The organism is Roseateles sp. (assembly GCF_046300915.1).
In the GTDB taxonomy this organism is placed as follows: Bacteria; Pseudomonadota; Gammaproteobacteria; order Burkholderiales; family Burkholderiaceae_C; genus Kinneretia.
In genome coordinates this window covers 1-17,784 of record NZ_JBKCLH010000102.1, presented here as the reverse complement: position 1 = coordinate 17,784, position 17,784 = coordinate 1, and the positions used below count along the sequence as shown (strand labels likewise).

The 17,784-nt window shown below is 67.5% G+C and carries 19 protein-coding genes; 12 read left to right on the top strand and 7 right to left on the bottom strand.

Going from position 1 to position 17,784, the window contains the following annotated elements; all coding sequences use genetic code 11:
• The 5 genes from ACK5F2_RS07795 to ACK5F2_RS07775 all read right to left on the bottom strand — a co-directional run.
• Positions 1–1,019 (bottom strand): amidohydrolase (locus tag ACK5F2_RS07795; RefSeq protein WP_409863918.1); only part of this gene is annotated, 1,019 nt, incomplete at its 3' end.
• Between the two features lies 1 nt (position 1,020).
• Complete coding sequence (locus tag ACK5F2_RS07790) at positions 1,021–2,004, bottom strand: ABC transporter permease (protein ID WP_409863917.1); 984 nt, start codon at positions 2,002–2,004, stop codon at positions 1,021–1,023.
• A 246-nt stretch (positions 2,005–2,250) separates the two neighbouring features.
• Entirely contained in the window at positions 2,251–3,021 is a 771-nt protein-coding gene (locus ACK5F2_RS07785; RefSeq protein WP_409863916.1) for a DUF3047 domain-containing protein, read from the bottom strand.
• A 157-nt stretch (positions 3,022–3,178) separates the two neighbouring features.
• A complete protein-coding gene (locus tag ACK5F2_RS07780) occupies positions 3,179–4,570 on the bottom strand; it encodes a porin (protein ID WP_409863915.1) in 1,392 nt (463 codons plus the stop codon).
• Positions 4,571–4,795: 225 nt separating this feature from the next.
• Positions 4,796–5,800, bottom strand: coding sequence for a porin (locus ACK5F2_RS07775; RefSeq protein ID WP_409863914.1), 1,005 nt, complete (start codon positions 5,798–5,800; stop codon positions 4,796–4,798).
• A gap of 269 nt (positions 5,801–6,069) precedes the next feature.
• On the opposite strand from ACK5F2_RS07775, the gene coq7 reads away from it, so the two are divergent.
• On the top strand, positions 6,070–6,717 hold the full coding sequence (gene coq7 / locus ACK5F2_RS07770) for a 2-polyprenyl-3-methyl-6-methoxy-1,4-benzoquinone monooxygenase (protein WP_409863913.1): 648 nt from the start codon (positions 6,070–6,072) through the stop codon (positions 6,715–6,717).
• Positions 6,718–6,742: 25 nt separating this feature from the next.
• Here coq7 and ACK5F2_RS07765 read toward each other — a convergent pair whose 3' ends face one another.
• Complete coding sequence (locus tag ACK5F2_RS07765; protein WP_133603930.1) at positions 6,743–7,165, bottom strand: OsmC family protein; 423 nt, start codon at positions 7,163–7,165, stop codon at positions 6,743–6,745.
• Positions 7,166–7,574: 409 nt separating this feature from the next.
• Between ACK5F2_RS07765 and ilvA the strand changes: the two genes are divergently transcribed.
• Positions 7,575–9,158: a threonine ammonia-lyase, biosynthetic gene (ilvA, locus tag ACK5F2_RS07760; RefSeq protein ID WP_409863912.1), complete on the top strand. Its 1,584-nt coding sequence runs from the start codon at positions 7,575–7,577 to the stop codon at positions 9,156–9,158.
• 70 nt (positions 9,159–9,228) lie between these two features.
• Positions 9,229–10,332, top strand: a complete 1,104-nt coding sequence (locus ACK5F2_RS07755) for a nicotinate-nucleotide--dimethylbenzimidazole phosphoribosyltransferase (protein ID WP_409863911.1) — start codon at positions 9,229–9,231, stop codon at positions 10,330–10,332.
• 32 nt (positions 10,333–10,364) lie between these two features.
• Here ACK5F2_RS07755 and ACK5F2_RS07750 read toward each other — a convergent pair whose 3' ends face one another.
• On the bottom strand, positions 10,365–10,979 hold the full coding sequence (locus ACK5F2_RS07750) for a hypothetical protein (RefSeq protein ID WP_409863910.1): 615 nt from the start codon (positions 10,977–10,979) through the stop codon (positions 10,365–10,367).
• Positions 10,980–11,024: 45 nt separating this feature from the next.
• Between ACK5F2_RS07750 and gspG the strand changes: the two genes are divergently transcribed.
• The 9 genes from gspG to ACK5F2_RS07705 all read left to right on the top strand — a co-directional run.
• The gene (gene gspG, locus ACK5F2_RS07745; RefSeq protein ID WP_409863909.1) at positions 11,025–11,462 is read left to right on the top strand and encodes a type II secretion system major pseudopilin GspG; all 438 of its coding nucleotides are present in this window, start codon (positions 11,025–11,027) and stop codon (positions 11,460–11,462) included.
• A 23-nt stretch (positions 11,463–11,485) separates the two neighbouring features.
• Positions 11,486–11,965, top strand: a complete 480-nt coding sequence (locus tag ACK5F2_RS07740; RefSeq protein WP_409863908.1) for a prepilin-type N-terminal cleavage/methylation domain-containing protein — start codon at positions 11,486–11,488, stop codon at positions 11,963–11,965.
• Entirely contained in the window at positions 11,962–12,333 is a 372-nt protein-coding gene (gene gspI / locus ACK5F2_RS07735; RefSeq protein WP_409863906.1) for a type II secretion system minor pseudopilin GspI, read from the top strand. Before ACK5F2_RS07740 ends, gspI begins: the two co-directional genes overlap by 4 nt.
• Positions 12,333–12,986, top strand: a complete 654-nt coding sequence (locus ACK5F2_RS07730) for a type II secretion system protein GspJ (RefSeq protein ID WP_409863905.1) — start codon at positions 12,333–12,335, stop codon at positions 12,984–12,986. Before gspI ends, ACK5F2_RS07730 begins: the two co-directional genes overlap by 1 nt.
• On the top strand, positions 12,983–13,954 hold the full coding sequence (gspK, locus tag ACK5F2_RS07725; protein ID WP_409863904.1) for a type II secretion system minor pseudopilin GspK: 972 nt from the start codon (positions 12,983–12,985) through the stop codon (positions 13,952–13,954). The genes ACK5F2_RS07730 and gspK overlap by 4 nt, the downstream gene beginning before the upstream one ends.
• Positions 13,955–14,009: 55 nt before the next feature.
• Entirely contained in the window at positions 14,010–15,233 is a 1,224-nt protein-coding gene (gene gspL / locus ACK5F2_RS07720; RefSeq protein ID WP_409863903.1) for a type II secretion system protein GspL, read from the top strand.
• Complete coding sequence (gene gspM / locus ACK5F2_RS07715; protein ID WP_409863902.1) at positions 15,230–15,748, top strand: type II secretion system protein GspM; 519 nt, start codon at positions 15,230–15,232, stop codon at positions 15,746–15,748. The genes gspL and gspM overlap by 4 nt, the downstream gene beginning before the upstream one ends.
• Positions 15,745–16,536, top strand: coding sequence for a type II secretion system protein N (gene gspN / locus ACK5F2_RS07710; RefSeq protein WP_409863901.1), 792 nt, complete (start codon positions 15,745–15,747; stop codon positions 16,534–16,536). Before gspM ends, gspN begins: the two co-directional genes overlap by 4 nt.
• A 4-nt stretch (positions 16,537–16,540) precedes the next feature.
• Positions 16,541–17,784 (top strand): secretin N-terminal domain-containing protein (locus tag ACK5F2_RS07705; protein WP_409863900.1); only part of this gene is annotated, 1,244 nt, incomplete at its 3' end.

Sequence of the window (17,784 nt, the reverse complement as noted above, 5' to 3'; positions counted from 1 at the left end):
ATGCTGGGCGGCAGATCGGTCTGCACCTGGGCTTCCCCGACCAGGGAGGCTGCCACCCGGGCCGCAAAGGCTGCCTCGGGCGCGCTGTTGATGGTGGCGGGGTAGAGGCGCTTGTAGTTCACGGTGGCATGGCCCCCAAAGCCCAGGGCCAGGGACTCGACCAGGGCATTGAGCCGCTCCTCCACCAGCTGCTGCACCTCGGGGCGGAAGGTGCGCACCGTGCCGGTGAGTCGGGCCTCGCGCGGGATCACGCTGAAAGCGCCGGGGTCCCCCGCCTGCATGGCGCACAGGCTCACCACGGCCTGATCCAGTGGCGCCACATTGCGCGAGACCAGGCTCTGCACCGCGGTGATCACATGACCGGCCATCAGCACCGGATCCACCGCCAGATGCGGATGGGCGCCGTGGCCGCCGCACCCCTGCAGCACGATCTCGACCTGATCCGCCGCCGCCATCATGGCCCCGGCATTCAGGCCGATGCGCCCTGCCGGCATCAGCGGCCAGTTGTGCATGGCGTAGACCGACTCGACCGGAAAGCGCTCGAAGAGCCCGTCCTGGATCATCTCGCGGGCGCCGGCATAGCCCTCCTCACCGGGCTGGAAGATCAGCACGGCGCTGCCCTCGAAGCGGCGCGTCTCGGCCAGATAGCGGGCCGCAGCCAGCAGCATGGTGGTGTGGCCGTCGTGGCCGCAGGCGTGCATGAGGCCGGGCGTGGCGGAGCGCCAGGGCACTTCGTTGTCTTCCTGGAGCGGCAATGCGTCCATATCGGCACGCAAGCCGATCTGGCGACCGCCAGCCCCACCGCGACCGTGGATCACCGCCACCACGCCGGTACGGCCGATGCCGGCGTGGATCTCGTCCACCCCGCACAGGCGCAGGGCCTCCACGACGCGCGCCGCGGTGCGGGTCTCCTGAAAGCCCAGCTCGGGCATGGCATGTAATTCGCGCCGCAGCGCGGTCAGCTCACCGCGCAGGGCGAACAGGCGCCGGTAGGCACCGTTCTCGCTCAGCGCCTGCATCTCAATGGCCTCCGGCCTTGCCCTCGATGCGCAGGCGCGGATCGACCGCGAAATACAGCATGTCGACCAGCAGATTGATGGTGACGAAGATGAAGGAGATCAGGCAGAGGTAGGCTGCCATCACAGGGATGTCAGCGAACTGCACGGCCTGGATGAAGAGCAGGCCCATGCCCGGCCACTGGAACACGGTCTCGGTAATGATGGCAAATGCGATCAGCGAGCCCAGCTGCAGGCCGGTGATGGTGATCACCGGCACCAGGGTGTTCTTGAGCGCATGGCCGAAGTACACCGCGCGATTGCTCAGGCCGCGGGCCCGGGCGAACTTGATGTAGTCGGTGCGCAGCACCTCCAGCATCTCGGCGCGTACCAGACGCATGATCAGGGTCAGCTGGAAGACCGAGAGCGTGATGGCCGGCAGGATCAGGTGCTTGAGCCCGTCAAGCGTCAGCAGGCCCGTGGTCCAGCTGCCCAGGGTGACCACGTCACCGCGGCCGAAGCTGGGCATCCACTTGAGCGTCACGGCGAAGATCAGGATCAGCAAGATGCCGATCAGGAAGGTGGGCAAGGACACGCCCAACAGGGATAGGGTCATCAAGAGCTGCGAAGAGAAGCGCCCTCGCCTGAGCGCCGCATAGACCCCCAGTGGTATGCCCACCCCCAGCGCAATCACGCCAGCCGCCATGGCCAGCTCCAGCGTGGCCGGAAAGCGCTCGGCAATCAGGGTGGACACCTTGCGCCCCTGGCGCAGGCTCAGGCCGAACTCGCCCTGGACCGCATTGCCGATGAACTTGGCAAACTGAACCGGGAAGGGGTCGTCCAGACCCAGATCCTTGCGCAGCTGCTCGCGCTGCTCGGGCGTGGCGTCCTGACCCAGCAGATTGGTGACGGGGTCGCCCACATACTGGAACAGCATGAAGGCGATGAAAGCCACCGTGAGCATCACGACGATGGCCTGGGCAAGGCGTCTGAGAATAAAAACTAGCATGTCTTGTCGGTCAGCGATTGGGGGGAATGTGGGCCATCACCACGTTCCTTAAATGCACGATTCGGGCCAGCCGCCACAAGCCACGCCGCGCTCTGGCAGCGCATAACAGGCGCACAGCTCGGCGGCTGGTCATTACAGCAAGGCAGCCCCGGGGCGCATGCAGATCGATCCAAGCACCAAGGCAGTGCATGAATCGGCTGGGCGCCATCATGGAGAAGTCCGGCGACAGCGGCAAACGGGAAAGCCCTAAGAGCCTGGCGTCAAACGCACCGTCTCGCCAGCTGCCGGACGGCGCAGCCGCAGACTGCCGGGCAGCACCTCACCCTGCGCCGAACGGAACACCACATCGCCGTAACAGGCGCTCTTGCGGGAGCGCGTATTGTCCGCATCGGTCATCAAGGCCGCGCCGATCAAGGTCCCGGGCGGCTCTCCGTAGGCGCGCTCGAAATCGGCGCGCACATCGCGCTGAAAGTCCAGCCAGCGCCCTGGCGCCGGCCCGGAACCCACCACAATCTTGCGCACCCGGTCGCTATGACTGCTGGTCACCACGGTTTCGGCCGTGGCGCCATGACTGTCCCAGGCGTACATCAAGGTGGCATAGGGCGGCGCCTCGCCACTGATGGTTTCCATCAGCTCAAAAAGACTGCGATTGCGCAGCGACAGGCGCCGCACATCGCCATCAAAGGCCAACACCAATCGCGCGGGCGCATCGTCGCGCTCGGCCTGAGTCACCGTGGCCTGCGCTTGTGCACTCAGCAACCACCAGGAGAACTCCAGGCCCGCCAGCGCCTCCGGCGCAATGGACAGGCGGCGACGCCACAGGCTGGCCGACTGCTCCGCCTGCGCCAGCACACAGCTGCGCCCTCCTCGGCTGGCCAAGCCGTAAGCCGTGCTGCGCTTGCCCGGCAGCGCGCGCGCCGACCAATCGGGCAGCTCGGTCGCAAGCGCCTGGGCCGCAACCTCCAGCGAGGCCTCTTTGTGGGCACAGCCCGCCGCCGCCACGCTCAGGCCCAGCATCAGCAGCAGGCGCGCCGGCCGCAGCCCAATTCCCTCAGACGATCGCAAAACCAAGTCCTCCAAAAGCAGCAAGGGCCGCACACGGCGGCCCTTGAGCAGGCTTGCTGAGCGCCTCCCACACAGCGGACCTGCCGCCGCGTCGGGAGTGCGCCTTCAATCAGAAGCGGTGACGCACACCCATGGCCACATTGTTGGAGTCTACGCCAGGCGCACGGGTGAAGCCGCCCAGGAAGCCCGCCTGACCGGGCGCGGCCTGACCACCGGCCTTGTTGTCGAAGTGGGTGAACACAAAGTTCAGGTCGGTGCGCTTGGACAGGGCGTAGGTGTACACCGCCCCGTAAGAGTCGGTGTCGCCGTTGAAGCGACCCTTGTCATTGAAGCTGTTGTAGGCCGTGTAGATGGTGTGCGGACCGAACGTCATCTTGTAGCCAATGCTGAACAGCGTCGCATCCTGCACAAAGGCCTGCTTGTAGTCGTTGACCAGGCTGGCCACATTGATCTGCCCCGCCAGCACAGTGCCCAGGCCAGGCGCAGCAGCGTTGATCTGTGCCGCCAGGCCCGGCACGATCTGGGTGCTCAGGGCACCGCTCAGACCATCCAGCAGTGCCGACAGGCCGGACGGATTCGGATCGGACACATCGTTGTACAGGAAGCTCACCGTGCCCGGTCCAACCTTGGCCGAGGCGCCGAAGGTGATGGTGCGCAGCGAGCGCTGACCCAGCTCGTTCTTCTTGGTGTTGACGCCCAGACCCACACCATAGGCATCGGTCTTGTACATGGCCATGGCACCCACAAAGCGCCCCTGGCTGGCCTCACCCTCACCGGCGGCCACCATCAGGCTGGCGCTCAAGCCGCCCTGCTGGATGCGATATTGAAGGGCGTTGTTCTGACGGATGTCGATCACCGCCGGGACGGCAGCCACCTGGCCCGCCGCCAGGCTGGACTGTGTACCCATGGTGTCGAAGGTCGCATTGAGCTCATAGGCCGGGGTGTATTGACGACCAGCCAGAATGCCCCCCACCGGCGTAACCAGACCCACATAGGCCTGACGGTCCCAGAAGCGGGCGTTGCCGATGTTCACACCGAAGGAGGCCGCCGACAAGCGAGCACCCAGGGTGTTGGTGGTGGTCTGAAGCGCCGAGGCCAGACCAGCGCGTGCCGCACCGATCAGCTGGGCCGCTACGGGAGCGGGCACCGTGCCCGGCAGGACGAAGTTGGTCGGCGTGAAGATGCCCGAGGCCTTGCCCCAGCGATCCGGCAGGAAGGTGTTGCCCGAGACCGGCGCATTGCTGTTTGTGCCGGTGTCCAACTCGGTGCGGTTTTCCAGCAGGAACAGGGCGCGGTAGCCGCCACCCAAATCCTCATTGCCGCGCAGGCCGAAGCGCGAGCCATCCATGATGCCGCTGACCACCTGCTTGCGCGCGCCGCCCGCGATGCCGGTGGTGTAGCTCACACCGCCATCCAGGATGCCGTAAACGCTTACCGAGGACTGGGCCCAGCTCGCGGTACTTGCGGCGGCCAGCGCCAGAATCAATGCAGTCTTCTTCACGGGTTTGTCTCCTTGGCTTGTTGTCCGGGCGTACCCAAGACATTTTCATGACGTATCAGCTAGGCTGAATTGTCTCGTCAAGGTCGACGTCCTGCCTTGGCAATGTTGCTCGACACCTACAAGCACAAACCCTGTCGCTGCCGCGACAGACAAAGGAGCAAACATGAAAAAAGCCGCCCGGAGGCGGCTTTCGCTGATGAGCAACCCGCTTGCGCGGGTTGAACATCAGAAGGTGTGACGAACGCCCACTTCCACGCCGCCGTTGTCTTGGCCGGCACGAATCACCCAAGCAGCGGGACCGGCAACCTTGACAGCCGAGGCAGTGCCGTTGTCGTTGGTCACGCGAGCCACCGAGCCGTACAGGGCGGTGCGCTTGGAGAGGTCGTACACATAACCCACAGCCAGCTGGGTCGCCAGGCTAGATTGGGTGTACGAAGCACGGACGGTGCCGTTGCCCAGGGGGGCGGTGGCGCCAACCAGGCCGATGTTCTGCTTGCGAGCGCCGAACTTGTTGGTCTGGTAGAAGCCCATCAGCTTGACAACCTTCAGGTCGTACGAAGCGCCGAAAGTGGTGCGCTTGTAGTCGGTGTTGGAGGTGTCGGGGTCGCTGTTGGCGAAGGCGAAGCTCACGTTCACAGGACCTTGGGCGTAACCCAGGCGGAAGCCCATGTACTTGTTGTTAGCTTGGGGCGAGGTCTGACCTTCACCTGCGGCGATTTCGGCCGAGCCGTAGAAACCACCCAGGTTCGAAGGCAGGAAGTAGCCCACGATGTTGTCGGCGCGAGTGCTAGAGGTAATGCCGCTGCCCAGGGTGTCCACCATCTTGCCCACATCGCCGACACCGTTGGTGCCGAAGGGATCGAAGTCAGCGTAGCCAGTGAACTGGTTGGTCAGGTAGCGACCCAGACGCACTTCACCGAAGTCACCCATCAGGCTGACCGAAGCGCGACGATGCCAGAAGCGCGAAGAGTTGGTGGTGCCATCATCGGGGTTGATGGCCGACTCCAGCCAGAAACCGGCCTTCAGGCCGCCGCCCAGATCTTCCACGCCACGGATGCCCCAACGGCTGCTGTAGATGCCGTCCGTGCCCATGGTCTTGGTGGTCTTGCCGCCGCCCTTGTTGTAGCGGGCATTCAGGTCCACGCCGCCGAACAGCGTCACCGAGGACTGAGCCGCCGCAACGCCCGCCATGGAGCTGAGCACGGCCAGCACAATCATGGATTTCTTCATTCGATTCTCCTTGGTTGAGTAAGAGGCCCCGATCCAGGAAGCCCTGTGGTGGGGGCTGATCGGGCCAACCTCCTGAGCGGAAGTTGCCGTATTGCACCAGAGCGGACCACACCTGAATAGAGTCGGGCCAGGAAAAAGCAGTGACTTCGTTGTCCTCGCGCAACGCAACAGATTCTCATCAATTCTTCATGAATTGCGAGGAAATTCAGGGGCTGAATGGGCTGCCACACACCCCCATGAGGCTTATCACCAAGCCCTACACTGGCGGCATGAATGATCAATCTCGCCTAAGCGGGCCCGATCGGCTCCTGGCCAGCCTGGATCAGGGTCTGCGCACCGTGTTTGCCCGCCAAACGGCCGCCCGACCCGCGCCGAAACCCGAACAGGAGGCAGAGGCTCCCCTGGATGCAGCGGAGCGCCGCTACGCCGCATCACTGATGCGAGTCAATCATGTAGGCGAGGTCTGTGCCCAGGCACTTTACCAATCGCAGGCCCTCTTCAGTCGCACCCCGGCCCTGCAAGAACAGTTGCGTCAAGCCGCCCAGGAAGAGACCGACCATCTCGCTTGGACCCGAGAACGCCTCGAACAACTTGGCAGCCGCCCGAGCTATCTGGGCCCGCTTTGGTGGGCCGGTGCCTTCGCCTTCGGCAGCTTGGCGGGACTGGCCGGCGACCGGCGCAGCCTGGGCTTTGTAGTTGAGACCGAGCGTCAGGTGGAAGCCCATCTGGCCGGGCACCTGGAAAAGCTGCCGACCAAGGACACCGTCTCCCGCGCCATCGTGGCCCAGATGAAGCAGGACGAGGCCCGACATGCCGACGAGGCCCTGGCAGCCGGTGCCCAGGAACTACCCGCGCCCATCAAAGGCCTGATGCGCCTGGCGGCCAAGGTCATGACAGTGACCGCCCACCGCATCTGAGCCCGGCGCGCGGCATATCACCGCCTCAGACCTCGACGATCTCGACCGAGGTCGTGATCTCGGCGGTCTTGGCCAGCATGATGCTGGCCGAACAGTACTTTTCGTGCGAAAGCGCCACGGCGCGCTCCACCGCCGCCGCATTCAAGCCCCGGCCACTGACCACAAAGTGCATGTGGATCGCGGTGAACACCTTGGGCTCGGTCTGCGCGCGTTCCGCCCTGAGCTTGACCTGGCAGCCACGCACATCATGACGACCGCGCTTGAGAATCAGCACCACGTCATAAGCCGTGCAGCCCCCGGTTCCGGCCAGCACCGTTTCCATGGGTCGCGGCGCCAGATTGCGTCCGCCACCATCCGGAGCGCCGTCCATATTGAGCAGATGGCCACTGCCGGTTTCGGCCACAAAGGCCATGCCATCGGCCCCCATCCAGTTGATCGTGCACTCCATCCCTCGTCCTTTGCGATCAGGGCCAAACCCCGGGCCGGGGACTGGCGTGAATTGATACCTCGTCTGCAAAACATTTTTTGCAGCGCAGCATGCCTTGCCATTAGAATTCTACGCAGGCAGAGAAATCAGCCCTTGTTCAAAGGTGGATGCACGCAGAACAAGGTAGTTACCAAAATGATGCAGTATTTTCCGCACTGCACCAATTGAGAACTCCAAGAACCATTCGCGTGCAGTCACCACGGCGCTGAGCTTTGCACAGATTGTCTCCTCCACCGCCTCCATGGTGGATTCAGCCCGAGTTCGCAAGAACTCGGGCTTTTTTTCGCGTCGGCTCCGCACGGCACAGAAATACCCACGATCACCCACGGGCTATCATGCTGCGCCGCAATAGACCCTACGGAGAGCATTCATGGCCGGCCCCGCCCCCTCGCGCCGCACCCCTCGCAAGAGCCCCAGCAGCCAGCAGCCCGCGCTGATTCACAGCGACAACAGCTATCTGCAGAGGATCCTCAATGCCAAGGTGTACGAGGTGGCGATTGAAACCCCGCTGGACCCGGCCCGCAATCTGTCCAAGCGCCTGGGCAGCAAGGTCTTCCTCAAGCGCGAGGACCAGCAGCCCGTCTTCAGCTTCAAGCTGCGCGGCGCTTACAACAAGATGGCCCACCTCTCGCCCGAGGCGCGCGCCCAGGGCGTGATCTGCGCCTCGGCCGGCAACCATGCCCAGGGTGTGGCGCTCTCGGCCCGCAAGCTGGGCTGCCGCGCCGTGATCGTGATGCCCATCACCACGCCCAAGGTCAAGATCGACGCCGTCCAGGCCCTGGGCGGCGAGGTGGTGCTGCACGGTGACAGCTTCACCGATGCCTATGGCCGCGCGCTGGAGCTGGAACGTGAGCAGGGCCTGACCTTCGTCCATCCCTTTGACGACCCGGATGTGATCGCCGGCCAGGGCACCATCGCGCTGGAGATCCTGCGCCAACACCCCGGCCCCATCGATGCCATCTTCGTGGCCATCGGCGGCGGCGGCCTGATTTCGGGCGTGGCGGCCTATATCAAGGCCGTACGTCCTGAGATCAAGATCATCGGCGTGCAGACCAAGGACTCCGACGCCATGGCCCGCTCGGTCAAGGCCGGCAAGCGGGTGCAGCTGGCCGATGTGGGCCTGTTCTCCGATGGCACGGCGGTCAAGCTGGTGGGCGAGGAAACCTTCCGCATCACCAAGGCCCTGGTGGACGACTTCGTGATCGTGGACACCGACGCCGTCTGCGCCGCCATCAAGGACGTGTTCGAGGACACGCGCAGCATCCTGGAGCCCGCCGGTGGCCTGGGCGTGGCCGCCATCAAGCAGTACACGGCCCAGACCGGCGCCAAGGGTCAGACCTTTGTGGCCATCACCTGCGGTGCGAACATGAACTTCGACCGCCTGCGCTTCGTCGCCGAGCGGGCCGAGGTGGGCGAGCAGCGAGAGGCCCTCTTCGCCGTCACCATCCCCGAGGAACGCGGCAGCTTTCTGCGCTTTTGCGAATTGCTCGGCCCGCGCAGCGTGACCGAGTTCAACTACCGCATTGCCGATGCCGAGTCCGCCCACATTTTCGTGGGCGTATCCATCCAGAAGCGTGAGGAAGCTGCCAAGCTGGCCAAACTCTTCGTCAAGAACGGCTTCCCCACCCTGGACCTGACCGACAACGAGCTGGCCAAACAGCATTTGCGCCATATGGTGGGTGGACGGGGCGAACTGGCCAGACACGAGCGCCTGTACAGCTTCACCTTCCCCGAGCGCCCCGGCGCCTTGATGCGCTTTCTGTCGAGCATGCATCCGGACTGGAACATCAGCCTCTTCCACTACCGCAACCAGGGCGCGGACTATGGCCGCATCCTGGTGGGCATTGAAGTCCCACGGGGCGACAGCGCGGCCCTGCGCAGCTTTCTCGACTCCCTGCAGTACCCCTATCAGGACGAGAGCCAGAACCCGGTCTACAAACTCTTCCTGCGCTAAGCCTCCCCCAAGGCCTTGGGGGGCATGCCGATGCCGCCAGCACGCGGCAGACCGCAAAATCCCGACTGCCATGCCCATCCACCAATCGCTGATCTCGCCCACCGCCAATCCCGAGCTGGAGAGGGCCCTGCGTGATCGCATAGACCGCCGCGCAGCCCTGGCCGGTGGCCTGGGTGAGCTGGAACCACTGGCCGTGCGGCTGGGTCTGGTTCAGGGCAGCCTGACCCCGCGCTTCAGCAACCCGGCACTGGCCTTGTTTGCGGCCGACCATGGCATGGCCGTGGATGGCATCGGTCTGCTGCATGGTCGCAGCAGCCGTGATCAGGCCTTGCTGGCCCTGCGGCAGCGTCTGCCCCTGGCCGTGTTTGCCAAGCAGCAGGGCCTGGGCATGCATGTGGTGGACTGCGGCTTGGCCGACGCTCTGCTACCCCATCCCCGCCTCTTGGCGCGCAAGATCGCTCATGGCACCCGCAACGCCCGCAGCAGCGCGGCCATGAGCATGGAGCAGGCCCATGCCGCCCTGCGCGTCGGCATGGAGATTGCCGACAATCTGGCCGGCAATGTGCTCGCCTGTGCCGGTCTGGGTCAGGGCTCTCAGGAAAGTGCCGCCTTGCTGCTGTCCATGCTCAGCGGCCAGCCCTTGCGGGACTTCATCACGTCCGGGCCCGATATGCCGGCCGAGCAGCAGGCGCATCTGCTGCAGATTCTCGGGGTGGCCAAGGCCCGCCACCGCGACCTTCAAGAGCCACTGGACGTTCTGGCGGCGGTGGGCGGCTACGAGATCGCCGTGATGGTCGGCGCCATGCTGGTGGCCGCCAGCAAGCGCCACCTCATCATCGTCGACGGCATGGCCGCCTGCGCTGCCCTGCGCGTGGCGGCACTGATCGCCGCCCCTGTCACGGACTACGCGGTCTTCTGCCGCAGCCACAGCCATCGCGGGCTGGATGAGGCCCTGGCCCAGTTCCATGCCTCGGCCCTGCTGGAGCTGGGCATGGAAGGCCAGGATGGCACGGGCGCCGCGCTGGCCTGGCCCCTGATCCGTTGCGCCGCCTCCCTGCTCAGCGATCTTCACGACCTCGCCGAACACCCGCCGCACAGCGGTCCGGGCCATAGCGACTCCAACCCCCTGCCCCTGCTGACCGAGGCCGTCAGTCCGCCCCGACCCATGTTCTGAATCCGGGGCGATCCGGCGCCAGCGCCCAAGGCTCAGCGCGTCGCGGCCTCACGAACAGACTGACCCGGCGCGGGCAGCACTTCGGTGCCCGGCGGCTGCGCCGGAGCCACCGGCTGCCCGTCCACCAGACCCGGCGTGGCCGCGGGCGGGGCACCACCTGGAGCCGGCTGCCAGCCCGCGACGGGCAGCGCCGGGGGCAGCGTGCCCGTGGCCGCCGGTACCGGGGGACTGAGGGTCAGACGCACCCGCACAAGCCCCTGGCTGCCCAGCGAAGCAGATTGGCGATCCAGTGCCAGCAGGCGCAAATCGCCCTCGACCACGCCGCCGACCCGCACCGGCCGAGGCGGCGCACCATCCACCGAGATCACGGCGACACCCTCGGTGTCATGGCGTTCGGCATGACGCGGCGCCACCAGGCCCAGCAGGCGAAAGCGTGCATCGGCAGGCGCTTGGGCCTGTGGCATCTCTGCCGTGGCTGCGGCGCTGCCCAGCAGTCGCCCCAGGTCCGCCCGCAGCGCGGGCGCCCCCTGGGCCGACACCGCCTGAGCCGGCACGGGCAAGGGGTGGGACAGCAGCCTCAGCCCCCAGAAGACGGCCAGCCCCGCCAGCAGAGCCCAGACCAGAAAAGCCAATATTCGCGCAAGCATGCGGCGATTATGATTCAGCGAAATTACTCTTCCCGACCCGCAGCAATGCACGCAAACCATATTCAGCGCCGCCGCGGCGCGCGCGGCTTCACCCTGATCGAGCTGCTGGTGGTACTGGTCATCATCGGCGTGCTGGCCGCCCTGGTCGTGCCCAATGTGCTGGACCGCGCCGATGACGCCCGAGTGACCGCCGCTCGCACCGACGTCAACAACCTGATGCAGGCGCTCAAGCTCTACAAGCTGGACAACCAGCGCTTCCCCAGCGCCGAGCAGGGCCTGGAGGCCCTGGTGCGCAAGCCCGGCAGCGGCCCCATCCCGGCCAACTGGAAGCCCTATGTGGAGAAGCTGCCCAACGACCCCTGGGGCCGCCCCTACCAGTACGCCAATCCTGGCGTGAAGGGCGAGATCGATGTCTACAGCCTGGGCGCCGACGGCCGCCCGGGCGGCGAGGGCAAGGACGCCGATATCGGGTCCTGGCAATAGTGGCATCTCCCCTGCCGCTTGCTGTGGCATGCGCGCGGAGCAGCCGGGCCGGCTCGGGCGCTGAGCATGGTTTCACCCTGATCGAACTCCTGGTGGTCGTGGCCCTGATCGCGATTGCCGCGGCCACGATCAGCCTGGGCCTGCGCGACCCGGCCGCCGCACAGCTGGAACGCGAGGGCGAGCGTCTGGCCGCCCTGTTCGAAAGCGCAAGGGCCGAGGCGCGAGCCTCGGGCCTGCCGGTTCGCTGGCGGCCGGTGGCCGACGCCGGCAGCGGCGCCCAGTTCCGCTTCGAGGGCCTGCCCGCCCGCATGGCCCTGCCCAGCCGCTGGCTGGGCGAGCCGGTCGCGGTGGAAATCCTGGGCGGGGCCGGCGCCGTGGTGCTGGGGCCGGAGCCGGTGATCGGCGCGCAGCGCCTGCGCCTGAGCTTGGGTGCGCAAAGCCTGACCCTGGCGACCGACGGCCTGGGGCCGTTCTCACCCCAGTACGAGGACGGCGCCCGATGAGTCGCCGCCGACATCCCGCGTGTGGCTTCACCCTGATCGAGGTGCTGGTGGCCCTGGCCATCGTGGGCATCACCCTGGCTGCAGGTCTGAAGGCGGCCAGCGCATTGACCGACAACGCGGAACGCCTGGCCCTGGTGAGCGCCGCGCAATGGTGCGCTGAAAACCAGCTGGTGGAGCTACGCCTGAGCCGGCAGTTTCCTGGCGTGGGCGAACAGGACTTCGCTTGCCGGCAGCTCGGCCGCGATTACCAGGGCCGCCTGCTGGTCAGCCCGACACCCAACCCCAATTTCCGGCGGGTGGATGCGCGTATCGCAACTGCCGAAGGCCAGCCCCTGCTCGGCATCTCGACCATCCTGGGACGCTTCTGATGCGGCACGCTCCGGCCACATTCCGGCGCCATGGCGGCTTCACGCTGGTGGAGGTGCTGGTCGCCCTCCTGATCATGGCCGTGATCGCCGTGCTGGGCTGGCGCGGCATTGACGGCATGCTGCGCGCTCGCGAGATCAGCCAGACCAGCCTGCTGCGCAGCGAGCGGCTGCAGGCGGTGCTGGTGCAATGGGAACTGGACCTGCGCCTGCTGCAGGACAGCGAGCTGACTCGGGCCCCGGCGCTGTCCTTTGACGGCAATGCCCTGCGCCTGACGCGCCGCCAGGCGCAGGGCCTGCAACTGGTGGTCTGGCGACTGCGCGAGGGTGCTTTGTACCGCTGGGAAAGCCGGCCTCTGCAAGGTCAGCAGGCCTTGATCGAAGCCTTCAGCCGCAGCCAGCAAGGCCTGGAGAGTCCTGGCCGCGAGATCCGCATGCTGGAGGGCCTGAGTGCCTGGCAGATGTTCTTCTTCCGCGGCAATGCCTGGAGCAATGCCCAGTCCAGCGATGACCTGGCCCCCGCCCCCGGCCAGGCGGCCTCCGGTCCCGGCGCAGGCACCAGCGTGCGTGTGCTGCCGGCAGGCGTGCGCATGCTGCTGCAGTTCACCGAGTCCGGAGAACTGACGCGCCAGGTCTTGCTGGGAGGGCAGCCATGAGCCGCCTCGGCACAGGGCACCGGAGACAGCGGGGCGCAGCCCTGCTCACCGCCATGCTCATCGTCAGCCTGGTGGCCAGTCTGGCCGGTGCCATGGTGTGGCGCCAGTACCGGGCGGTGCAGATCGAGGCCGCCGAACGCGCCCGTGCCCAGTCCGCCTGGATCCTGCAAGGCGCCCTCGACTGGGCGCGCCTGATCCTGCGCGAAGATGCCCGCGCCAACCGCAGCGAGCCCGTCGATCACCTGGGCGAGATCTGGGCCGTGCCCCTGGCGGAAGCCCGGCTGTCCACCTTTCTGGCGGCGGATCGCAACAACAACAGCGCGGCGGACGAGGGGCCGGAGGCCTTTCTCTCGGGCAGCCTCGCAGACGCCCAGGCCCAGTACAACCTGCGCAACCTCTTACGCGCCGCGGATCCGGCACTGGAGCTGCGGACGCTGGAACGCCTGTGCGAGAGCGCCGGCCTGCCTGCCGACACGGCAGCACGCATCAGCACCGCCCTGCGGCAGGCCTTTGCCGAGGGCGGCGAGAACCAGACCGTCGACGCCCCCCTGCGCCCGCAGAGCCTGGAGCAGCTGCAATGGCTGGGCTTGCCCGCCGAAAGCGTGGAACGCCTGCGCCCCCTGCTGACCCTGCTGCCCACCCCGACGCCGGTCAACCTCAATACCGCGCCGCGTGAGGTGATCGCCGCCCTCTTCGACGGCATGGATCTGGCCACGGCCCAGCGCATGGTGCAGCAGCGCCAGAGCAGTCCGCTGCGCAGCCTGGATGAAGCCAGAACCCAGTTGCCCAGCCGCATCGTGCTGAGTGCCGAGCGAGCCTCCGTGGCCAGCAGCCATTTCATCGTCAGCGGACGCCTGCGACTGGAAGAACGGGTGCTCGAGGAGCGCTCCTTGATACGGCGCCGGGATCTGGAAATGCAGGTCCTCAGCCGCGAACGCAGCCAGCTGCAGCTCAAGGCCGGGTACTGAGGCCGGGCGCCATCCCGCAAGCGTCACGCCCTACTCCTAGAATGCGTCACCGAACATGAGCACCCTCATCCTCCTCCTGCCCCAGCGCAGCCGCCTGCGAGCCCAGGGTCACAGCGGCGAACCACGCGCCGACACGGGCCGGGAATTCAGCTTTGTGCTCAGCGCCGACGGCCGCCAGGTGCAGGCCCAGGGCCGTGCGCCCGCGGCCCAGCTGCCGCGTGCCGACATGGTGCTGGCGGTGCCGGCCGAGGCCGACATCTCCTGGCAAGCCCTGACCCTGCCGCGCGTGCCGCGCGGCAAGCTGCGTGCCGCGCTATGCGGCCTGCTCGAGGAGCAGGTGCTCGAGGATACCGAGCAGCTGCACTTCGCCCTGCCGGCCGAGGCGCAGCCTCAGCAAACCTGCTGGGTGGCCGTCTGCCATGGCGCCTGGCTCAAGGAGCTGTTGACCGAGCTGGAACAAGCCCAGGTCTTCGTGGACAGGCTCGTGCCTCTGTCCTGGCCGGGCGAGCCGGCGCAGGCCCATTTCGTGGACAGCCCCCAAGGCCTGCTGCTGCGCTGGAGCCATGCACAGGGCGCCGGCACCCTGAACCTGAGTGGCAGTCTGGCCCGCGACCTCTTCACCCCCGAAACCACGCAGGCCATGCGCTGGACGGCGGCCCCGGGCTGCGTCGCGGCCGCCGAGCGCTGGCTGGGCAGCGCGGTGGCGGCACAAACCGATGCCGAGCGCGCCCTGCGCGTGCTGCAAAGCCCCTGGAATCTGCGCCAGTTCGAGCTCAGCCCGCGCACCCGCGGCACCCGCGCTCTGCGCGAGCTCTGGCGCGAGTTCATGACACCGCGCTGGCGCCCGGTGCGCTGGGGGCTGGCCGGCCTGGCTGCCGTGCAGCTGCTGGGCCTGAATCTCTGGGCCTGGCAGCAGGGCCGACAGGTGGAGGAACGCCGCGCGGCGCTGGAACAGATTCTGCGCAGCGCCCACCCGCAGGTTCGCGCCATACTCGACGCACCGGTGCAGATGAGGCGCGAGACCGAGCTGCTGCGCGCCAGTGCCGGCCGGCCCGGTGAACAGGATCTGGAAACCCTGCTGGCCGCAGCCGCCACCGCCTGGCCGCCCGAGCGCGGCCCGGTTGAGGCCCTGAGCTTCGAGACCGGCCGGCTGCAGCTCTCGGCGCAGGGCTGGTCCGAGGCCCAGATCGAGCAATTCCGCCGTCAGCTGGAGAGCGAGGGCTGGCAACTCGCGGTCAGCGACGGCCGCCTGAGCCTGAGCCGGGCCCGCACCCTATGAACAAGCCCCGAAACGCCGCACAAAGCTCCCTGGCCCAGGCGCTGGCGCCGCTGCGCGCCCACTGGCAGAGCCTGGGGGCACGAGAGCGTCAGGCCCTGCAACTGGCCGCATTGGCCCTGGGCCTGCTGCTGCTGTGGACCGTGCTGCTGGCGCCCGCCCTGCGCGTGCTGCGCGAGGCCCCCCAGCAACTGGCCCAGCTCGACGCCCAGCTGCAGCAGATGCAGGCCCAGGCGCTGGAAGCCCAGGAGCTGCGGCAGCAAGCCCCGGTCGCACCCGCTCAGGCTCGCCAGGCCCTGGAGTCCGCCAGTGCCCATCTGGGCGAAGCCGCGCGGTTGAGCATCACCGGCGACCGTGCGGTGCTCACACTCAAGGAACTCGACGCCGCGTCGCTGCAGACCTGGCTGGGTGAAGTGCGCAGCGCGGCCCGTGCCCGCCCGGTGGAGGCCAGTCTTCAGCGCGGCCCCAAGGGCTACAGCGGCACCATCGTGCTGGCCCTGGGAACGGGAGCGCCATGATCCGCCGCTGGGTGATCGCCGGAAGCACCGTGGGCGCCCTGCTGGCCCTGCTGACCCAGGCCCCCGCCCATTGGCTGGCCCAGGGTCTGCACCGTGCCAGCCAGGGGCATCTGCAGCTGGCCGAGACCCGCGGCACCGTCTGGGACGGCTCCGGCCTGCTGGTGCTCGGCGGCGGTGCCGGCAGCCGCGATGCCAGCGTGCTGCCGGATCGGCTGGAGTGGCGTCTGGGCCTGCAAGGCCTGGGCGTGGCGCTGAAGCTGCGCCAGGCCTGCTGTATCAAGGGCGAACTCAGACTGCTGCTCAAGCCCGAGTCCGGACGCCTGAGCCTGAGCCTGCCCCATCAAGCCGCCGCGGGGGACTGGTTGGCCCGTTTCCCGGCCGCCTGGCTGGGCGGACTGGGCACGCCCTGGAACACCTTGCAGCTGGGCGGAGGCCTGCGCCTGTCGGCCCGCGACTTCAGCCTGGACTGGATCCAGGGCCGCTGGCAGCCCCGCGGTCAGCTGGATCTGGACTTCATCAACCTCAGTTCTCGCGTGACCACCCTCGCGCCGCTGGGCAGCTACCGTTTCAGCCTCATCGCCCCCCTGGGCCAAGCCGGCCCGGCTTCGCTGCAACTCAGCACGCTGGAGGGCGCCCTGCTGCTCAGCGGCCAGGGCAGCCTGGGCCCCACGCGACTGCGCTTCCAGGGCGAGGCGCGTGCGGCGCCCGAGCGCGAGATCGCCTTGAACAATCTCCTGAACATCATCGGACGCCGCGATGGCGCGCGCTCCCTCATCTCGATCGGATAAGCGCATGAACGCCAAGATCCTGCCCCTGCTGCTGACCCTCTCGGCCCTGGCTCCCGTGTCGCCATCGGCCCAGGCCCAGGCCAGCCGCGGCCCGGCCCTCAAGGCCCAGACCCCGGTGACCCTGAACTTCGTCAATGCCGATATCGAGGCCGTGACCCGCGCCATGGGCGCCATGATGGACCGCCAGTTCCTCGTGGACCCACGCGTCAAGGGTCAGATCACGCTTTACAGCGAGCAGCCCATGAGCGTGCGCGAGGCCTATCTGAGCTACCTGGCCGGCCTGCGCGGCCTGGGCTTCACGGTGGTGGAGGCCGGCGGCCTGTACAAGGTGGTGCCCGAGGCCGATGCCAAGCTGCAGACCGGCGGCGTGGTCGTGGGCAACGAGGGCAGCAAGCAGCGGGGCGACCAGATCCTCACCCAGGTCTACAAGCTCAATCACGAGAACGCCAACAATCTGGTGGCGGTGCTGCGCCCCCTGATCAGCCCCAACAACACCATCAATGCCAACCCGGGCAACAACAGCCTGGTGATCACCGACTACGCCGAGAACCTGCAGCGGCTCTCACGCATCATCGCCGCCATGGACACGCCGGCCAGCACCGACCTGGAGGTGGTGCCGCTCAAGCATGCGGTGGCCTCGGACCTGGCGGCCCTGGTGCAGAAGCTGGCGGACGGCGGCGGCGGCACGGCCGCGCCGGGCGTTGTGGCCGGCGGTGGCGTCAGCGTGCTGGCCGATCCGCGCAGCAATGCCCTGATCCTGCGCGCGCCCAACCCGGCCCGCCTGGCTGCCCTGCGCGCCATGATTGCCAAGCTGGACCAGCCCGGCACGGACAACAACGCCGCCGGCAATATCCGCGTGGTCTATCTCAAAAACGCGGACGCGGTGAAGCTGGCCACGGTGCTGCGCGCCGCCTTTGGCAGCGCGGGCGGTGGCGCAGGCGCCGGCAGCAGTTCGGGCGGCCTCGGTGGCTCCGGCCTGGGTGGGAGTGGCCTGAGCGGCATGGCCGGCAATGCCGGCAGCACGGGCCTGGGCGGCGCCAGCGGCATGAGCAGCGCCAACAGCAGCGGCAACCAGGGCTCGGCGGCGGCCACCACCCCCGTGGCAGCGTCGGCCAGCCCCTCCACCGGCGGCTTCATCCAGGCCGACCCGGCCACCAACTCCCTGATCATCACCGCGCCGGAACCGCTGTACCGTCAGATCCGCGCCGCCATCGACCAGCTCGACGGCCGCCGCGCCCAGATCTATGT